At 30.7% G+C, this 17433-nt stretch carries 12 protein-coding genes and 1 other annotated feature; all 12 genes read right to left on the reverse strand.

From position 1 onward, the window contains the following. Nucleotides 1–198: 198 nt before the first annotated feature. The 12 genes from rlmD to rapZ all read right to left on the reverse strand — a co-directional run bounded on the left by rlmD (nt 199) and on the right by rapZ (nt 17142). Complete coding sequence (rlmD, locus tag B2694_RS03210) at nt 199–1734, reverse strand: 23S rRNA (uracil(1939)-C(5))-methyltransferase RlmD (RefSeq protein ID WP_346884543.1); 1536 nt, start codon at nt 1732–1734, stop codon at nt 199–201. 149 nt (nt 1735–1883) lie between these two features. Next, nucleotides 1884–2243 (reverse strand): DUF1540 domain-containing protein, encoded by a 360-nt coding sequence (locus B2694_RS03215; protein ID WP_346884544.1) that lies wholly within the window; start codon nt 2241–2243, stop codon nt 1884–1886. Between the two features lie 321 nt (nt 2244–2564). Next, nucleotides 2565–4322, reverse strand: coding sequence for a pyruvate kinase (gene pyk, locus B2694_RS03220; protein ID WP_346847661.1), 1758 nt, complete (start codon nt 4320–4322; stop codon nt 2565–2567). A 108-nt stretch (nt 4323–4430) separates the two neighbouring features. Beyond that, on the reverse strand, nt 4431–5390 hold the full coding sequence (gene pfkA / locus B2694_RS03225) for a 6-phosphofructokinase (protein WP_346884545.1): 960 nt from the start codon (nt 5388–5390) through the stop codon (nt 4431–4433). A 377-nt stretch (nt 5391–5767) separates the two neighbouring features. Continuing rightward, a complete protein-coding gene (lysS, locus tag B2694_RS03230; RefSeq protein WP_346884546.1) occupies nt 5768–7288 on the reverse strand; it encodes a lysine--tRNA ligase in 1521 nt (506 codons plus the stop codon). Between the two features lie 161 nt (nt 7289–7449). Beyond that, nucleotides 7450–7787: a binding site (T-box leader), on the reverse strand. 119 nt (nt 7788–7906) lie between these two features. Beyond that, entirely contained in the window at nt 7907–11470 is a 3564-nt protein-coding gene (locus B2694_RS03235; protein ID WP_346884547.1) for a DNA polymerase III subunit alpha, read from the reverse strand. Between the two features lie 72 nt (nt 11471–11542). Then, nucleotides 11543–12133, reverse strand: a complete 591-nt coding sequence (locus tag B2694_RS03240; protein WP_346884548.1) for a class D sortase — start codon at nt 12131–12133, stop codon at nt 11543–11545. A 202-nt stretch (nt 12134–12335) separates the two neighbouring features. Then, nucleotides 12336–12623: a Dabb family protein gene (locus B2694_RS03245; RefSeq protein ID WP_346884549.1), complete on the reverse strand. Its 288-nt coding sequence runs from the start codon at nt 12621–12623 to the stop codon at nt 12336–12338. 32 nt (nt 12624–12655) lie between these two features. Beyond that, on the reverse strand, nt 12656–13960 hold the full coding sequence (locus tag B2694_RS03250; protein ID WP_346884550.1) for a DRTGG domain-containing protein: 1305 nt from the start codon (nt 13958–13960) through the stop codon (nt 12656–12658). Between the two features lie 2 nt (nt 13961–13962). After that, entirely contained in the window at nt 13963–14913 is a 951-nt protein-coding gene (whiA, locus tag B2694_RS03255) for a DNA-binding protein WhiA (RefSeq protein ID WP_346847670.1), read from the reverse strand. A 4-nt stretch (nt 14914–14917) separates the two neighbouring features. Next, entirely contained in the window at nt 14918–16261 is a 1344-nt protein-coding gene (locus tag B2694_RS03260; protein ID WP_346884551.1) for a gluconeogenesis factor YvcK family protein, read from the reverse strand. Then, a complete protein-coding gene (gene rapZ, locus B2694_RS03265; protein WP_346847672.1) occupies nt 16258–17142 on the reverse strand; it encodes an RNase adapter RapZ in 885 nt (294 codons plus the stop codon). Before rapZ ends, B2694_RS03260 begins: the two co-directional genes overlap by 4 nt. Nucleotides 17143–17433 lie beyond the last annotated feature (291 nt).

Genomic DNA, 17433 nt, shown 5'->3' on the forward strand with positions numbered 1-17433 from the left:
GTGGCCTCAAGTGTTTCAGAGATTTTGCTATTTTGAAAGAAGTAAAAATAGTCAATGATATTCTATAACTAAAAGGATTAAATATGATACTGTTGATATTTTAGAAAATATACTTATACAAAAATAATTTGCCACCATTAAAAACTTATGGTGGCAAATCATATTTAAATTCATATCAAAGTGACTTAAACCCTTTGTTTATCTCACTAGTTTAACTACACATTCTACATGATGTCCTTGAGGGAACATGTCTACTGGCTGTAGCTCCACTGCTTTATAATTTAATTCTTCAAGAATCTTTAAATCCCTCGCTAAGGTTGCAGGGTCACAGGATACATAAACAATCCTTTTAGGTTTTACTTCTGCTATGGCATGTAGAAGTGATTCTTCACAGCCCTTTCTTGGAGGGTCTAGCATAATTACATCTGGGTGTATTCCACCTTCAATTAGTTTTGGAATTTCTTCTTCTGATTTCCCTACTATAAATTCCACATTTTTTACATTATTAATTATTTTGTTTTCATTAGCATTTTCTATAGCTTCAGATATTATTTCAATTCCATATACCATTTTAGCTTTTTTAGATAAGAACAGTGATATAGTCCCTGTACCACAATATGCATCAAATACAACCTCGTTTCCTGTAAGACTTGCATATTCTAATGCTTTTTTATATAGGATTTCTGTTTGTACAGGATTTACTTGGAAGAAAGATAATGGTGATATATTAAATCTAAATTCACCTATATAATCTGATATTGTATCTGTTCCCCATAGAGTAATAGATTTGTTACCTAAAATCACATTTGTTTTATCCTTATTTACATTTTGAATTATAGATTTAAGATTTAAGATTTCTTCTCTAAGAGATTTTATAAGTGGTTTTATATTAGGTAACTTTTCTCCATTAGTAACTATTACAACCATTACCTCCTTAGTCTGAAAACCCTCTCTAATCATTATATGTCTAACTACACCACTATGATTTTTTTCATCATAAGGAGTTACTTTATTCTCTTTCATCCATGCCTTAAGAATCTTAACAACTTTATCACCTATTTTACTTTGTATATAACAGTGGTCCATATTGATTATTTCATGGGATCTTGGTGCATAAAATCCTACTACTATATTTCCATCATTATTTCCAACTGGTAACTGAACCTTATTTCTATAGTTATATGGGAAATCCATACCCATAGTATTATGTACCTTTAATCCTTCTATCTTTCCTACTCTTTCCATAACATCCTTTACTCTTTGAGTTTTAAAGTTAAGTTGTTCTTCATAGGATATATGTTGAAGATTACAGCCTCCACATCTCTTATAAATTGGGCATATGGGTTCTGTCCTATATTTAGATGAGAGAATTACATCTAATAGTTTACCTATTCCATAGGTTTTACTTACTTTTATAAGCTTTATCTTTACTGTTTCACCCTTTATGGCTCCTTTAACAAACACAGTAAAGTTATTTATTTTACCTACCCCTTCTCCTTCATGTCCATATCCTTCTATCTTAATTATATAATCCTTATTCTTTGCAATTTCTATATCTGCATGATTATTGTTTAATTCTAAAATAAGATTTTCTATCTCTGCTTCTCTTTCTTCACTTTCTCTATCCTCTTTTAGAAATCTTTCTTTTTCTAATGAAGCTTTCACTCTTTCTCTCTCTTCCTTTTCAGCTTCTTCTATAACTTTAACCTTACTTATCTCTTTATGTATTTTCATAAAACCACCCTTTATTAGCTTCTAATTAATTTTAATTTTATCAGAAAACTAGTCAATTAACCATAATAAGTAGTCATAATATAAAATTAAAGTAAGGGCAGCTTTAGATTATTAATAAAATTAGCTAAAGTTACCCTTACTATAGTGAATTAAATCTTAAAAGTTTCACAGTCTGTTCTATTACTACTTATTGCACCTACACCATTAATGTGTACAAAGTTTGCAACACAATCCTTATTGATATTATACCTACAGTTTATTGCATCACATACTATTCTTGGTCCTGTACCTCCAGAGAAATTATTAAAGCTTTGTTTTACTTCTCCTCCAATATTCATATTATATACATTGGAAAGAGAATTTTTTATTCCCATTTCTGTGAAGCTTCCACACTGAGTATACTCACTAGAGTGAGCATTTGCTCCTTGTACATGGATACTGCTAGCGGTGCACATTCCAGAATTATTGTGTGTACAATTAGTTGCATTACATGCTAAATTTCCACTCATTCATAACACTCCTATTCTTAATTATTATCTTAAGCTATTAGATAATACTATTATGTGGAAAAATATTTTTTTTATGCACGGGGTAGGCCTAAAATTACAGCTACTTCTTAATGCTAATATATCTAAATTAAAACTCTCGAAAAAATTAAAGACACCCTTAACGGGTGTCAATAATGAATCAGTTGCCAAAAATGTTATATTTTAAGTCTTATCCATTGGATTATTAATTATACATTAAATTTCAGATAATTTCAATATTTTTTATAAATTTTACATAAATACAATAATTATCTTAATTTTAAAATAATTCCTTGGATGAAACTACTTAATATTAGCTTTGCCGCTATATACCATTCCTACTTTTGAGTCCATAGTTATAAAACATCCAGATTTTATAATTGAAGATGCGTTTTGTGCGTTATATATAATAGGAATGTTTCTTGATGCACATTCTAGTAATACACTAGAACTCATCTCATCGCTTTCTACTATTATTCCACCAACCTCATTAAGCACATCTGAAAAATCTCTACTTAATTTGTCTACTATAATAATTTGCTTTTCATCTAGAGAATTAAAAAACTTTTTAGAATTATTTACATGCATTACTGTTCCAAAGGCTGTACCAGAATTACTTCCTTTACCTTGTAAAAGTACATCTCCTATAATATGAACCTTCATCATATTTGTACTACCTATGTAGTTCATTGGTATTCCTGCAACAATTACTACAAGATCACCCTTCTTTACATAATTAGCTGCTAATGCAATTTCTGAAGTCTTATCTATTAATTCATCTGTATCTTTTAATTTTGGAGTTATTACAGGGAACACACCCCAATTTAGTGCTAAACTTCTTGCAACCCTTTCATAAGGAGTACAAGCTATTACTTCACATTCCGGTCTATATTTAGATATTTGTCTTGCTGTTTGACCACTTTGAGTAGCTGTAATTATTGCTGATGCATTTAACTCCATTGCTGTTGTACATGTAGCTACACTTATAGCATTAGGCACATTAGCAACATGTAACTTTCTTCTTTTCTTGAAACTTTCCTCGTAGTTTATATATTCCTCTGCCTTCATAGCTATTTGAGACATAGTTTTTACAACTTCTACTGGATATTTACCACTAGCAGTCTCTCCACTTAGCATTATAGCATCAGTTCCATCAAAGATCGCATTAGCTACATCTGAAGCTTCTGCTCTAGTAGGTCTTGGATTTCTAATCATAGAATCTAACATTTGAGTTGCAGTAATTACGGGCTTTCCAGCTTCATTACATTTTTGTATAATCATCTTCTGAACTACTGGTACCTCTTCAGTAGGAATTTCCACTCCTAAATCCCCTCTTGCTACCATAATTCCATCAGAATACCTTATAATTTCATCAATATTATCTACGCCTTCTCTATTTTCAATCTTTGAAAATACTTGAATATAATCTCCACCATTCTTATCAAGAAGATGTCTTATATCTAGAACATCTGTACCTTTTCTTATAAAAGATGCAGCTACTATATCTACTTCACTTTCTATACCAAACATTAAATCTGCTATATCTTTCTCTGTTAATGCTGGAAGGTTTAATTTAACTCCTGGCACATTCATTCCCTTGTGATTTCCTATAACTCCTGTATTTTCAACATGAGTTTTTATTTCTTTACCTTCTATAGATAATACTTTTAATGCTACTAATCCATCATTTATTAAAAGTATGTTTCCTGGTTTTACATCTTTATAGAGGTTTTTATAAGTAATAGAACATTTAGTTTCATCTCCTATAATATCCTCTCCACAATGAACTATAAAAGTTGTTCCTTCTTTAAGTTCTACAGTTCCATTTTCAAAGTTTCCAGTTCTAATCTCTGGTCCTTTTGTATCAAGTAATATAGCAATATGCTTTTCTAATTCAGCTCTCGCTTCCTTAACCATATCTATTCTTCTCTTATGTTCTTCATGACTTCCATGAGAGAAATTTAATCTGGCAGCATTCATACCATTTTCAATTAACTTTTTTATAATTTCCTTTTCATCAGTAGTAGGTCCCATTGTACAAACAATTTTAGTTTTCTTCATAGTTATCCTCCTTTATATTTCATAGATTTAAATTCTTTTGCCTAGATAACTTTACCATTATATAAAATTATATTAAAATATTTGTAATTCTACAATATCTACAACCCATTAATTCGACAAATCTACACTTAATTTATATAACTCTCCATTAAAACATGATTTTAAATCTAAAGCTTCTTTTATATCTATATCTATAATTTTATTTGCCTTTATACCAATAAGTCTTGCTGTCTTTCCTTCTAACAACACTTTTACCGCTTTACTACCCATTCTTGATGCTAAAATTCTATCAAAAGCACTTGGACTTCCACCTCTTTGTATATATCCAAGCACCGTTGCCCTAGTCTCTATACCTGTTATTTCCTCTATGCTTTTAGCCAATTTCTGTGCTCCACCTACACCTTCAGCTAAGATTATAATATTATGAAGCTTACCATTACGTTTCCCTTTGAAAATATTCTCACATATATCTTCAATAGTGAATTTTTTTTCTGGAACTATTACCTGTTCAGCCCCACCAGCAATACCTGAAAATAAAGCTAAATCCCCACAGTTTCTTCCCATAACTTCAATTACACTCACTCTTTCATGGGAGCTAGATGTATCTCTAATTTTATTTATGGCATCAATAGCTGTATTTAAAGCTGTATCAAAACCAACGGTATAATCTGTATAAGGTAAATCATTATCTATAGTACCTGGTATTCCAACTGTTGGTATACCTAAATCACTTAATTCCTTAGCTCCTCTAAAGGATCCATCTCCACCAATGACTATAATTCCATCTATTTTAAGGACTTTAATAACATTAAGTGCCTTTTGTCTCCCTTCAGGTGTTCTAAACTCTTCACTTCTAGCAGTCCTTAGGATAGTACCTCCTCTTTGAATTATATCAGAAACAGAGTGTCTATCCATCTCAAATATTTCCCCATTAATAAGCCCATTAAACCCTCTATGTACTCCAAATACCTGGACTTCATTTTCAATTCCAATCCTAACTACAGCTCTTATTGCTGCATTCATTGCTGGTGAATCTCCACCGCTAGTCAATACTGCAATTCTTTTCACTATATTACCCCCTAGCTTTATTGTGGTTATTATTTATTTAAATCTCTACTTACTTAACTTAAGTTTAATGTTTAGAGTTACTCCTTGCAACCTATTATTGGATGCATTTGAGTAAATATCTATAAATTTGCTATTGTAAATGTTGTCAACTTTTAATAAAGTCTCTTATAATTTATTCTTCCCATTTTATCCTTTATAATTAATAAATTTTAATAAAATTTATATACAAAATTAAGAAGAGCTACTTCTGCAATTAAACTTATCTTTACCAACAATTCAATTTACAATCTAATATCAATAAATTTTTTATATCTTCATGCAAATTAAAGTTAAATCTAAGTAAAATTTGAGCTAACTCTTCTCATATTATCTTTTAATTATCTTTTTACTAATGGAAAAGCAATTACATCTCTTATAGATGATGAGTTTGTTAAAAACATCATCATTCTATCTATTCCTATTCCAAGACCTCCAGCTGGTGGCATAGCTACATCTATAGCTACTGCAAATTCTTCATCCATTGGGCTAGCAGTTTCAAGTCCTGCTCTTAATTTTGCTGCTTGCTCATGAAGTAAAATTCTTTGTCTTAACGGATTATTAAGTTCTGAATATGCATTTCCAAGTTCTACTCCAAAGGCATAGGGTTCAAATCTTTCTATTAACTCTGGATTTTCTCTATGAACTTTACATAGTGGAGACGAATCTAATGGAAAATCTATTACAAAGGTTGGCTCTATTAATTTATCCTCACAATAAACCTCAAATAATGTAAGTATTAAGTCTCCTTTATTTGCTTCTTCAATATTAAACCCTTCCCTTTGCTCCTCTTCTAATAATCCTTTTTCTATAATTAGAGGTACTATTTCTTGCTTAGTTAACCTTTCCACATCTATTCCTGTATCTTTATGAACTAGATTGCACATAGTTTCTCTCTTCCAAGGGGCTTTAAAGTCAATTTCAACACCGTCATATACAGCTTTAGTTGTTCCTTTGATTTTAGTAAATACGTGCTCATATAAATCTTCCATAATTCTCATCATATCATTATAGTCAGCATAAGCCATGTAACATTCAAACAATGTAAATTCTGGATAGTGAGTTCTATCTATTCCTTCATTTCTAAAGGAACGTCCCATACTAAAAACTCTATCAATGCCTCCAACCATCAATCTTTTTAAGTATAACTCTGGAGATACATTCATAAATACTTCACAGTCTAATGCATTTACATTAGTTATAAATGGTTTAGCTTCTCCTCCACCATATTTTGTATCTAAAATAGGGGTTTCCATTTCCATAAACCCTTTAGAATTCATAAACTCTCTTATGGCATACATAGCCTTAGCTCTATTTACAAATCTATCTCTTACATCTTCATTCATTATCATATCTAGGGATCTATGTCTTTGTCTTAAATCCATATCTTGAATTCCGTGATATTTTTCTGGAAGAGGTCTTATAGATTTTGAAAGCACAGTAACATTTAGAGCTTTAATAGTTATTTCGTCCGTTTTTGTTTTAAATGCGAATCCTTCTATACCAATTATGTCTCCTACATCAAGAAGTTTAATAACTCCATAGGCATCTTCACCAAGATCATTTTTACTTATATACACTTGAATATTTCCATTCTGATCCCTTAAATTTAAAAATGTCACTTTACCCATTCTTCTTAAAAGCATTATTCTTCCTGATAAAATAAATCTCTCTTCACTATCTATTTTATCAAAGTTTTTTGTTATATAGGTTGAAGTAGTATTTGGCTCAAAAGTATAGGGATAAGGATTGATTCCTCTGCTTAAAAGTTCATTTAATTTTTTTATTCTCTCTACGTTAAATTCATTGGCATCTTGCATTATTTCTTGTAAGTTATTTAATTCTACATAATCATTGTACATATATAATAGTACCACCTTTCAATTTTGCTTTTTAATGTCTCATAACTTTTATGAAGCTAAATAACACCTCATTATAGTATTTTCTAGTAGACTCAGTTACGTTGCTTTCGTCCATTATTATATTTTTGCAAAATAAAAACTCTCACCTCCAAGACAATAGTCTTGGGGACGAGAGTTTGGTAAGTTCAACTTCGTGGTACCACCCCAGTTTATTAATATGTCACCATATTAACCTTTTCAAGTACGGCTTTACAATAAAATATATTAAGCTTATACCCTAGCTCTATAACGGGAGCACCCGTTACACCATCTCTCTTCCTAAAGGAAACTTCTTTCTTTTTTAAGAAGCAACCTCACTTTAAGATAAACTCTAGTGAAGTAAAGATCCTGTGTACAACTCCGAGGCTTTTTTCACCAAACTGTTTTTTGCTTTCTCTCACCATCTAAAGCTCTCTGTAAAAAAATTGAGTTTGATTACTCTTCTCTTCATAGTTTTATTGAGTATATTTTAATATACTCAATATATAATGTCAAGAATTTTAAAAAAATTTATGTTATACAAAGCACCAAGCTAATTGCTTGGTGCCTAAAATAATTTATTTTATTATAATATTAGCCTTATTCTTCTAAAACTTTAATATTATCATCTCCAAAAATTTCTCTCAGTTTAGATGTAGTTTCATAATCATTATTAAGCCAACTATTTTTATTTATAAGATATTTTTTCTTCGTATTAGCAGCAAATAAGTAAGTTGGTGCTGAACCAAATTCACCCATAAAATTGTCTCTTATAAGCTTCATTGCACTATTTAGCTTGTTATCATCTTCAACCCTTATATATATCTTATCCGTACTCACTTTAACTAATGGCGATATTTTTTCACATAATATTTTAGGTTGTTCTTCCTCTTCCAGGGCTATACGTCCTTCCACAGTGATTATTTCATCCTCCTCAACAAATTCTCTACAAGCTGAAAATGTCTTTGGAAATATGACTAGTTCTATGGTTCCAAATAAATCCTCTAAGGTGGCAAAGGCCATAGCTTGATTATTTCTTGTAATTTTTTTAGAAACGGATGTTAAAAGTCCCCCTAAAATTACTTTTTGTTTATCCTTTACCTTTGAAACTCTCTCGCTAATAAGACCTTCTACACCTGTACTTCCATCTTCTAGGGTATCTGCTAAAACTAAGTCTGATATCTTATGAGTGGTTACATGTTTTAAAGTCTTCTCATAATCATCTAGTGGATGGCCTGATAAATATATTCCTGTCATTTCTTTTTCCATAGCTAATAAATACTTTTTATTAAATTCCTGAATTTCTGGATAAACTATCTTAAAGGCACTATCTTCATCCTCAGCTCCTTGAAATAGACTGATTTGTCCTGGGACATTTCTCTTTCTTTCATTGTTTATTCCATCTAAAATTTTCTCAAATACAGCTATTAATTTAGATCTGTATACTCCTAAACTATCAAAGGCTCCAACTTTTATAAGACTCTCTACAGCTCTCTTATTTACTGCTCCAGAATCAATCTTGTTACAAAAATCGCTAAAGCTCTTAAATTTTCCTTTTTCCTCACGTCTTTCCACTATTGATTCTATAACATTTACTCCAACATTTTTTATAGCTGAAAGACCAAATCTTATAGTATTACCTTGTACTGTAAATTTACTAAAGCTTTCATTTATATCTGGTGGAAGTACTTTTATTCCTATTTCTCCTGCAAACCTAATGTAGTATGCTACCTTTTCATTGTTTCCCATTATACTATTAAGCATGGCAGCTATAAATTCTGCTGGGTAATAATACATTAAATATGCTGTTTGATATCCAACTACTGCATAAGCTGCAGCGTGACTTTTATTAAAAGCATAGGATGCAAAATCCATCATCTGATCAAATATCTTATTAGCTGCTTCTTCTGTAATTCCATTTCGAATACATCCAGGTACTACAATCTTCCCTTCTTCATCTACTATTCCATGAACAAAGTTTTTTCTCTCTTCTTCCATGACCTTATGTTTCTTCTTCGACATGGCACGTCTCACAAGGTCACTTCTCCCCAGGGAATATCCTCCAAGATCTCTAACTATTTGCATTACTTGTTCCTGATACACCATTACCCCATATGTCACATCCAGTATTCCTTCTAATTGTGGAGTTACATACTCTACTTTGTCTGGATTTCTTTTTCCTTCAATGTATTTTGGAATTTCTGCCATTGGACCTGGTCTATAAAGACTTATTCCTGCTATGATATCCTCAAAGCAGTCTGGTTTTAGATCTCTCATGAAGGAAGTCATTCCTGCAGATTCTAACTGGAATACACCTACTGTTTTTCCTTCTCCAATCATCTGATAAACCTTTGAATCTCCAAAGTCTATATGATCTATATCTATTTTTACACCTTGATTTTCCCATATATTCTTAATAGCTTCATCCATTACTGTAAGGGTTCTTAATCCTAGGAAATCCATCTTTAAAAGTCCTAATTCCTCTAATGTACCCATGGTAAACTGAGTTACTATCATACCTTCATTCTTTTGTAATGGAACATATTCTACTAAAGGATGGGATGCTATAACTACTCCAGCAGCATGGGTAGATGAGTGTCTTGGTAACCCTTCTAAATCTCTAGCTACATCTATAAGTTCACGTACTCTCTCATCTACATCATAAAGTTCTTGTAGCTCACTATTCATCTCCAATGATTTATCTATAGTTATATTTAATACTGAAGGGATCATCTTTGCAATTTTATCTACCTCAGCATAGGAATAATTCATTGCTCTTCCTACATCCCTGATACATGCCCTTGGTGCCATTGTTCCAAAGGTAATTATCTGTGATACATTATTTTCTCCATACTTATCAACTACGTAATCAATTACCCTTTGACGCCCTTCATAGCAAAAGTCTGAGTCAATATCAGGCATACTTACTCTTTCTGGATTAAGAAATCTCTCAAAAAGCAAAGCATACTTTATTGGATCTATTTTGGTTATTCCCAAGGTATAAGCAACTATAGCTCCTGCTGCTGAACCTCTTCCCGGTCCTGTAGGAATTCCATTTTCATTAGCATATTTTATAAAATCCCAAACAATTAGAAAATAATCAACATATCCCATTTTCTTGATTATTCCTAACTCATAATCTAATCTATCGCACAGAAGTTTTCCTTCTTCATTTTCTTCTCTTATTTTATTTACTTTTTCTTCATCCAATACTCCATTTAAAGCTGAGAATACTTCATATCTTTCAATAAGTCCCTTATAGCAATTTCCTCTAAGATATTCAAAGGGATCTACCCCCTCAGGCAAAGGGAATTTAGGTAACTTAGATTCATGAAATTTATAATCGAAATCACACTTTTTTGCTATCTTTAGCGTGTTTTCCATAGCCTCTGGTATATAAGAAAAAGTCTCATACATTTCTTCAGGTGACTTAAGATAAAATTGATTTGAAGGATATCTCATCCTAGTTTTATCTTCTACGGTCTTACCTGTTTGAATACAAAGTAATACATCGTGTGATTTACTATCTTCTTCATTTATATAGTGAGTATCATTAGTACATACTAATGGAATATCACATTCCTTAGACAACTCTAATAACATTTCATTCACTTGCAACTGCTGGGAAATTCCATGGTATTGTAATTCTAAATAAAAATCATCTTTAAATATTTCCTTATATTTTAAAGCAACTTTCTTGGCCTTTTCTTTATTATCTCTAAGTAAATTTTTTTGAACCTCACCACCTAAGCAAGCACTAGTAGCAATTAATCCTTCACAATTTTCCTTTAAAAATTCATAGTCTACTCTTGGTTTATAATAAAACCCCTCTATAGAAGCAGTAGATACTATTTTCATTAGGTTTTCATAACCTACCTTATTTTTAACTAACAAAACTAAGTGATAGGTATCATTGTCTTTTTGAGGTTCTTTAATGTACATTGATTTTCCTGCCACATATATTTCACATCCAATTATAGGTTTTATCCCATTTTCTATAGCTTCTTTATAAAAATCTACTGCACCGTACATAGTTCCATGATCAGTAATAGCAATAGCTTTCATACCTAATTCCTTAGTTCTTTTAATAAGTTTAGATATTTTCCCTGAACCATCTAAGAGACTATACTCTGTATGCACATGCAGATGTACAAAATCCTTCATATTTTCACCCCCTGCATCATATGTAACAAAACTAATTTCTTTTAAAATACTTATTTTTATATTATTTTTATATTATCTTTCTAACTTACCTCTTACTATTAATCTGTCCTTACCATCATAAGTACATGTTACAAGGGTTATTGTTGCATCCTCACTTTTATCTAAAACATAGGTGTCTTCTGGAGCAACTGTAAAGCTCTCTGTAACTTTATAAGTAAATGTTTTATCATGATTAGATACTAGTATATTATCATTAACTTCTAATTTGTTTAGTCTTAGAAAAAATTCTCCTGTATCATAGTTTCTATGTCCTGCTAGCGCAAAGTTACCCACCTCCCCTGGCATAGCAGTATCCTTAAAATGTCCTACTGCATATTTTATTATTTCATCCTCAGTACCTTCTGCTACTACTACTTTCAAATTTATTTTTGGTATTTCTAAAACTGCAATTGGATTTACCATATCTATATAAGGAAGTTTTTCTTCCTTACTTTTCTTGTTTTTTTCATGATTAACTTCTTGCTTTTCTTCTGATACAAATTTGTCATAAAGCTGATCTTGAACTTTTTTTGTTTCCCACTTTCCTTTAAAAGCAAAAAGTAATAATCCAATCCCCACTAAAATTAAAAGTATACTTATAATGTTTCTAATCTTCCCCTTCATTAAAACACCTCTTTACTTAAAATTATAAACTATTAAGTAATTATACACACATATGTTTTGTAACATTCTCAAAAATGGAATGCCTTACATAATTAATCTTTTTAGCCCTAGTAATTAAACTATAAAACTAATCTAAAAAGTAATGATTTTCAGACATTCCGTTATAAACAGATTTCTTTTTATCTTTAAAATAATACTTTATTTAATAATAGTCAGCCACTTTAGAAACCTCAATATAGGGCTTAATTTTACCTAAAACTTCATTAACATGATATGGATGTATCTGATATTCATTCATGTCATCTACAGAATCAAATTTAGTTATAAGACATACATCAAAAGATCTATTCGTACGAAGCTCATCTATTCCTACCTCTATCTCCTTAAGCTCAGGTATTTTTCCTTCCATAGCTTTAAGAGTATTTGCTACAAACTTTACGTTTTCCCTTGTATTTTCTTTTAACTTAAATAAAACCACATGTGTAAACAACTTTTTACCCCCTATACATTAACCTATTTTATTTAATTATTTTTTAGTACCTTGGCTGATAGCATAGCCTTCGCCATAATCTCTTTATTTTGATTATACATTGTTACTTCTACCTTTGAATAATATCTTCCTCTATCTATTACTTCAGAATATACATCAATTATCCTACCCATTTGAACTGGCTTAGTAAAATAAGATGTGAAACTATCTATAGCTACATTTGTAATACCATTTTGTCTTAATACCATAGTTCCCATAGTTGATAAAAGCATATTTAATGCATTCCATGATGCAGTACCTATAGAGTCAAGCATTTCAGGCACAATTTCTCCCCAGAAATGCATCTTATTCTTACTAGACTCAAACTCAAAATTCTTTAAAATTAAATCATCCATAGTATGACCTACATGAGGCTGTCTTGTAACTATTTGTAATGCCTTTATTACATCTCCTCTGGAAATTATACCTATTAATTTCTTTTTATATACCACTGGGCATATTTGAATTCCATCCCAAGCCATGATATGTGCTGCATAGGCAACTGTGCTTGTAGGGTTTAACACAATAGGATTCTTTGTCATAATGGTATTTACGATTTCATTGTCATCATGATTATTTATTTGAGTTATACTTACAAGACCTATAACTCTAGATTCCTCATCTAAAACTGGAAATCTTTCATGCCTAGTTTTCTGTGATAATTCTTTTAATGCTTTAATCTTGTCCCATACATTTAAGTATTCTGGATTTTTATCCATAACATCTTCTACTAATACAATTTCCTTCTTAACATTATTTTCATATATGGCCTTATTTATCATGCTTGCAACAGTAAATGTATCATAGCTACAGGATATTACAGGCAAATTTGTTTTATCTGCTAGAGTCTTTATTTCATCACTACATTGAAAGCCCCCAGTGATAAGCACAGCACATTGATTTTCAAGAGCTAGTCTTTGAGCCTTTTCTCTATTTCCTACTATAAGTAACGAACCTGGGCTTATGTATCTCTTAATGGTTTCAACTTCCATGGCTCCTATTATAAATCTTTCAAGAAAATTATTCTCTCCACCCTTACCACCAATTAAGGTTCCATCTACCATGTTTACAATTTCCCTAAAGGATATCTTGTCAATATTCTTTTTTTCTAACTTTTCTACTCTTACTGTGCCAACCCTAGGAATTGTATTGACAATTCCTATAGATTCACACTCTTTTATTGCTCTATATGCCGTTCCTTCACTGACACCTAATTTACTACTAATTCCTCTAACAGATATCTTAGTATTTATATCTAAGGATAGAATATATTTAATTATTTCTTCATGCTTTGACATGCCTATCTACCCTCTTTCCTAAGCTCATCAGCTATTTTTTCAATTCGTCTAAGACGATGATTTACTCCTGATTTTCCTACAGGCGGATTTAACATAGCTCCTAACTCCTTTAAGGATTCATCTGGGAAGGCAAGCCTCAATTTAGCTACTTCCTTTAAATTTTTAGGTAGCCTATCAAGTCCAATTTCACTTTCAATAAGCTTTATACTTTCCACCTGTCTTACAGCTGCATTAACAGTTTTACTAAGATTTGCAGTTTCACAGTTAACAATTCTATTTACATTATTTCTCATTTCCTTCATGATTCTTATATTTTCAAGCTCTAATAATGCATTATGTGCACCTATTATATTCAAAAGATCTACTATTTGCTCTCCCTCTTTTAAATATATTACAAAACTATTTTTCCTTTGTATTACTTTAGAATTAAGCTTATAACTGTTAATAAGATCACTAAGTTCATTGGCATAATCTTGATCATGAGTTACAAACTCTAGATGGTAAGTTTTCTCTGGGTTACTAATACTTCCTCCCCCTAAAAAAGCTCCCTTTATATATGCTCTTTTACAATTTTCATTTTTTATAACTTCACTAGGTACTCCGTAGTGTATATTAAATAAGCCATCCTTTTCTATTATTCCCAATTCTTGAAGGAGTCCCTTTACATCTACTTCTTCTGGTATTAAAACCATATATATATTATTTTTCTTTAACGAATTGCTTTTCTTTACTAATAATTTAGTGTGAATATCATAGAAATCTTTTAAATTCTTAAAAATCCATCTTGCTATAGCTGGATTTTCAGTTACTATCTTAAAAGTAATAGATCTGTTAAATCCAAAACCCAATGTTCCACTTGACTTCATTATAGCTGATAATTGGGCAGCTATTTCATCTTTAGATAATTCACTATTTCTACATACTTCATTTTTTACCTTTAGTGAAAATGACATCTCTCTACTCCCTATCCTTTTTTTCTCTTCTTAATCTCTGTGATAAATATATATATTCAAAAATTCTTTTCTCATCATTAATCATTTTTTTCTTTAATATAGTTTCTATAAGTATTTTAGCAAGTTTATCCTCATCATGTCTTATGAGTTCTTTTTTAATCTTTATCATATCAAATTCTATATATTTTACATTTAGCTTATCTTTGTCACAATGGTCAAGTTGAACAAAGGTTGAGCCTTTTTGTAAGTATCTTTCTTTTATATTTTCTTCTTCCTTTGAGAGTCCTTTATTTACAATAGCATAATCAATAGGCATACCTTGGCAATGTTTCATTATAGCTCTTATATGATCTTGAACACTAAAGTTATCACTCTCACCTGGTTGAGTCATTATATTTGATACATAAATCTTTAATGCTTTAGTGGCCTTTACAGCCTCTCTTATATCACCTACCATTAGATTAGGGATTATACTAGTATACACACTTCCTGGACCTAATATAACCGCATCAGCATCTCTTATAGCATCAACGGCCTCTTGAACTCCCTTAGCATCTTTAGGCTCTATAAATACTCTATCTATAGGTGATTTTCTATTTAAGCTCTCAGTAGGTATTGAAGATTCGCCTTTTATTATGTCTCCATTTTTTAGTTTTGCATATAATTGCACATTTTCTAGAGTAACAGGCAGTACTTTTCCTGTTACTGCTAAAACCTCACTAGTTTTTTTAATAGCCTCTAAAAAATTATCGGAAATCCCATTCATAGCAGCTAAGAATAAATTACCAAAACTTTGATTTTCTAAAGAACCATCCTTAAATCTATACCTAAAGAGCTGTTCCATCAAAGGTTCAGTATCTGCTAAAGCTATTATGCAGTTTCGAATATCTCCTGGTGGTAGCATTCCTAAATCTTGCCTCAATACTCCAGAACCACCTCCATCATCAGCGACTGTAACTACTGCGGTTATATTAGTGGTATATCTTTTTAGTCCGCTAAGCATATTGGAGAGCCCTGTTCCGCCTCCAATAACTACCACCTTAGGACCCTTTACTAATATACTATTTTTAAAAAAATCATCATCAAAATTTTTCTTTCCCATAGAAAAATTCAACGCTTCAAACTTTATTATATCTATTACTTTTTTAGTATACTTCTCTAAACTTATATAGGTCAATACACACCCTAAAACTAGTATTGCTACTAAAAATATTTTAATAGAAATACCTTCACCCCATCTTCTTATAAGCTCAATTATAGAGTAGGAAATTAAAAATACACCTAAAATAATTTGACATATCCACCTCTTAATTCCCACACCAGGCATTAAACCGTCCTTAAGCTTCATCGCTTTCCAGCTCCTCTACTTACATCCTCATTTATATCTCTATGATCTATAGTTACACTATTACCATTATGATTTAAAGTCTCATATACTTTATTTGCAATAGCTACAGAACGATGTCTACCTCCTGTACAACCAATAGCAACAATCAATTGTCTTTTTCCTTCTATTTTATAATTAGGAATTAAAAATTTAAGCATATCTATAAATTTTTCTACAAATTGCTGTGTTTCAACTTTAGATAATACATAATCTTTTACCGGCTTATCTAGTCCGCTAAAAGGCTTTAGATCAGCAATATAATATGGATTAGGAATAAATCTTACATCCATAACTAAATCCGCATCTAAAGGTATTCCATATTTAAATCCAAAGGATATTACATTAATAAGTAAAGGACTTTCAATTTGACCTTCATCTCCATAGGCCATAGTTATTTCTTCATTTAGCTCTTTATTAGTTAGTTTTGATGTGTTTATTATTTTACTAGCCCTTTCCCTTATTCCTTTTAGTTTTTTCTTTTCTATACTTATACCATTAATAATCCTTCCATCTGGTGCAAGAGGATGTTTTCTTCTTGATTCTTTATATCTTTTAACTAAGGTTTCATCTGTAGCTTCAAGGTATAATACTTCATATAGATAACCTTCTTTATCAAGAGTGGACAAACTACCTAATAAGTCATCAAAAAATGTTCTCCCTCTAATATCTACTACTATGGCAATTTTATCTATTTTGCCTTCAGTTTTAAAGCATACTTCAGCAAATTTTATTATAAGAGTTGGTGGTAAATTATCTACACAGTAAAACCCTAAATCCTCAAGTGATCTTATTGCTTGTGTCTTACCTGCTCCTGACATACCTGTAACTATCAAAAATTTCATTCTATCACACCTCTTTTGCATATTTAATTTCAGTAAAACTTTTATATTTAATCTTATTTTAATTTAAAATTATACATCTTTTAAATTAATAATTTTAATAAAAATTAACACTAATATCTATATATTATACACAATAATTATATCATATAGTAATTTATATTACTAAAAAAGATATAGGATAAATATTTATTTATCCTATATCTCTCACATACTCTCACATAAAATTTTTAAAATTAACAATATTATTTTTAAATTAAAATATTTATCTGATGACTACCAGCTCTAATACTC

Source organism: Clostridium sp. UBA4395 (genome assembly GCF_002390995.1).
In the GTDB taxonomy this organism is placed as follows: domain Bacteria; phylum Bacillota; class Clostridia; order Clostridiales; family Clostridiaceae; genus Clostridium_J; species Clostridium_J sulfidigenes.